The 2,593-nt window shown below is 64.1% G+C and carries 4 protein-coding genes; all 4 read left to right on the top strand.

Annotation, left to right across the window (positions count from 1 at the left end; translation table 11 throughout):
• A partial coding sequence (locus tag AC1P6P_RS13780; RefSeq protein WP_481403023.1) for a hypothetical protein occupies window positions 1-281 on the top strand: 281 nt, incomplete at its 5' end.
• A 77-nt stretch (window positions 282-358) separates the two neighbouring features.
• The gene (locus AC1P6P_RS13775; protein WP_481403022.1) at window positions 359-934 is read left to right on the top strand and encodes an NAD(P)H-dependent oxidoreductase; all 576 of its coding nucleotides are present in this window, start codon (window positions 359-361) and stop codon (window positions 932-934) included.
• A 72-nt stretch (window positions 935-1,006) separates the two neighbouring features.
• Window positions 1,007-1,279, top strand: a complete 273-nt coding sequence (locus AC1P6P_RS13770; protein ID WP_481403021.1) for a metal-sensitive transcriptional regulator — start codon at window positions 1,007-1,009, stop codon at window positions 1,277-1,279.
• Window positions 1,269-2,593 (top strand): HAD-IC family P-type ATPase (locus AC1P6P_RS13765; RefSeq protein WP_481403020.1); only part of this gene is annotated, 1,325 nt, incomplete at its 3' end. The genes AC1P6P_RS13770 and AC1P6P_RS13765, both read left to right, overlap by 11 nt.

Genomic DNA, 2,593 nt, shown 5'->3' with positions numbered 1-2,593 from the left:
CCGGCGGCATGGCCTTTGTCTACGACGCCGACGGCCTTTTCGCCGAGCACGTCAATCCCGACAGCGTCGTTTTCCAGCGGCCGCAAACCGCGCATTGGCAAGGCGTGCTGCGCTATCTCATCGCCGAGCATCAGGCCGAAACCGGCTCCGTCTGGGCCGCCGACCTGCTCGACCAATGGGACCTTGCGTTGCTGCGCTTCTGGCAGGTGGTGCCGAAGGAGATGATCAGCCGCCTCGAACAGCCGCTGAGCGACGAACGCGAAGCCATTCCGGCGGAGTGACGTGCGGCAACAGTGACGTTTCATCGGCAGACAGGAACCGGCATTTTGATGGCCGGAATTCTGGGGCCCGCATCGTCATGAAACGCATCTTTCTCCTCAACGGCCATCCTGATGGCGCGCCGGAACGGTTTGGTGCGGCGGTGCTGGACGCCTACGCGGCCGGGGCGCGGCGCGCGGGACATGATGTGCGGCGCCTCGATCTCGGCGCGATGGATTTTCCGATCATCCGGACCGCCGAGCAGTCGAATAAGGGCGAGGTCGCGCCCGATGCGGTCAAGGTGCAGGAGGCGCTCGTCTGGGCCGATCACGTCGTACTGGTGTATCCCTTGTGGCTCGACGACCAACCGGCGTACTTGCGGGCGCTGTTCGAGCAGGTGTTCCGCTATGGCTTCGTGCACGAGAATTTCGACAACACCAAGAAGCGGCTGAAGGGCAAGACGGTCCACACCATCGTCACCATGGGCGTCAGCCGCCGCGAGTACCTGTTCACCAACAATGCCTACGGGCTCAAGATGCTGGAAACGGGCCTGTGGAAATACGCCGGCATGAAACCGGTCGGGCGCACGCTGATCGGATCGATCCATTCCATCGACGAGACCGCCCGCAAGCGCTGGCTGCAGCGGATCGAAGATTGCGGCGCCAAAGGGCGGTAGCAGCGCGCCCTTGCCTTGCGCAGTCGAAACGCGCTATACCCCCTCCCGGTATATACCCTGGGAGGGTATCGCATGACTATGGCCGATCCCAAGCTTCTTTCCCGCCTTGCCCGCATCGAGGGGCAGGTGCGCGGCGTCATCCGCATGGTGGAGGAGGAGCGCTATTGCATCGACGTGCTCAACCAGCTTGAGGCGATCAAGGCGGCGCTGACGCGGGTGGAAACCGAAGTGCTGAAGGGCCATGCCGCGCATTGCGTCGCCTATGCCATCAAATCCGGCAACGCCCGCGATCAGCGGGAGAAATTCGACGAACTGGTGGAGTTGTTCAGCCGCTATGGAAAATGAAACTCTCAACCCCCGCGACCCCGTCTGCGGCATGACGCCGAATCCCGAAGCCGCCATCGCCAAGGGCAACATGACGGTCCATGCCGGCGTGCGCTACGTCTTCTGCTGCGCCGGCTGCAAGACCAAGTTCGAGGCCGAGCCGGAGAAATATCTGGCGCCCGCAGCGGCACCAACCCGCGCCAAAGACCCGGTCTGCGGCATGACCCCGTTCATTGCGGTCGCCACATCCAAGGGCAACCACACTGTTCATCAGGGTGAGGACTATTATTTCTGCAGCGCCGGCTGCAAAGCGAAGTTCGAGGCGGAACCGGAGAAGTACATCGCTCCCTCCCCCGCCGACCGGTGTTGTGCGAACCATACGACCGAGCATCGCGGAGAAGGAAAGAGCGACATTCCCTATACCTGTCCGATGCATCCCGAGGTCAAGCAGATGGGACCGGGCGATTGCCCGATCTGCGGCATGGCGCTGGAGCCGGCCGATCCGGCCGCCGCCCAAGATGATTCCGAATACCGCGACATGCTGCGACGCTTGTGGATATCTCTGGCGCTGACGGCGCCGGTGTTCGTGCTGGCGATGATCGGCGACATGCTGCCGATCGCTCCCGTGGTGCGCGCTGCGATGGAAGCGGCGTTGGCGTTGCCAGTAGTGGCGTGGATCGGTTGGCCGTTCTTCGTGCGTGGCTGGAAAGGTGCCATCGGCGGACACGCCAACATGTTCACCCTGATCGGCCTCGGAGTTGCGGTCGCCTATGTCTACAGCCAGGTCGTGCTGCTGGTGCCGTCGCTGGTGCCGACCGGTTATCATCATGGCGGCCCGCCGGTTTATTTCGAGGCCGCCGCGGTCATCATCACGCTGGTGTTGCTGGGTCAGGTGCTAGAGCTGAAAGCTCGCGCCAAGACCGGTGCTGCCATCCGGGCGCTGATCGATCTGGCGCCGAAAACCGCACAGCGTCGCACCGCGCACGGCATCGAAACGGTTGCGCTCAGCGAGGTGCACCTCGGCGACGAACTGATCGTGCGCCCCGGCGACGCGGTTCCGACCGATGGCGAGGTGATCGACGGCGAGAGTGCCATCGATGAATCCATGCTGACGGGCGAATCCGTTCCCGTCGCCAAGACCAGGGGCGACGCAGTCACCGGCGGCACGCTCAATGCCAACGGCGCACTCGTCATTCGCGCCACCCGCGTCGGCGCCGATACGGTGCTGGCGAAAATCGTTGCCCTGGTCGCCGAAGCGCAGAGGAGCCGCGCCCCGACCCAGACGCTGGCCGACTCCGTCGCGGCGTGGTTTGTGCCGGTGGTGACGGCCATTGC

The sequence above is a fragment of the Rhizomicrobium sp. genome (assembly GCF_056722145.1).
Note: the sequence above shows the minus strand (reverse complement) of the source record. Positions and strands in the feature narration are given on the sequence as shown.

What these genes read in the sequence shown, in the direction of transcription:
- AC1P6P_RS13775 (WP_481403022.1), top strand. Translation starts at nt 359, where the DNA reads ATGAAACGCATCTTTCTCCTCAACGGCCATCCTGATGGCGCGCCGGAA.
- AC1P6P_RS13770 (WP_481403021.1), top strand. Translation starts at nt 1,007, where the DNA reads ATGACTATGGCCGATCCCAAGCTTCTTTCCCGCCTTGCCCGCATCGAG.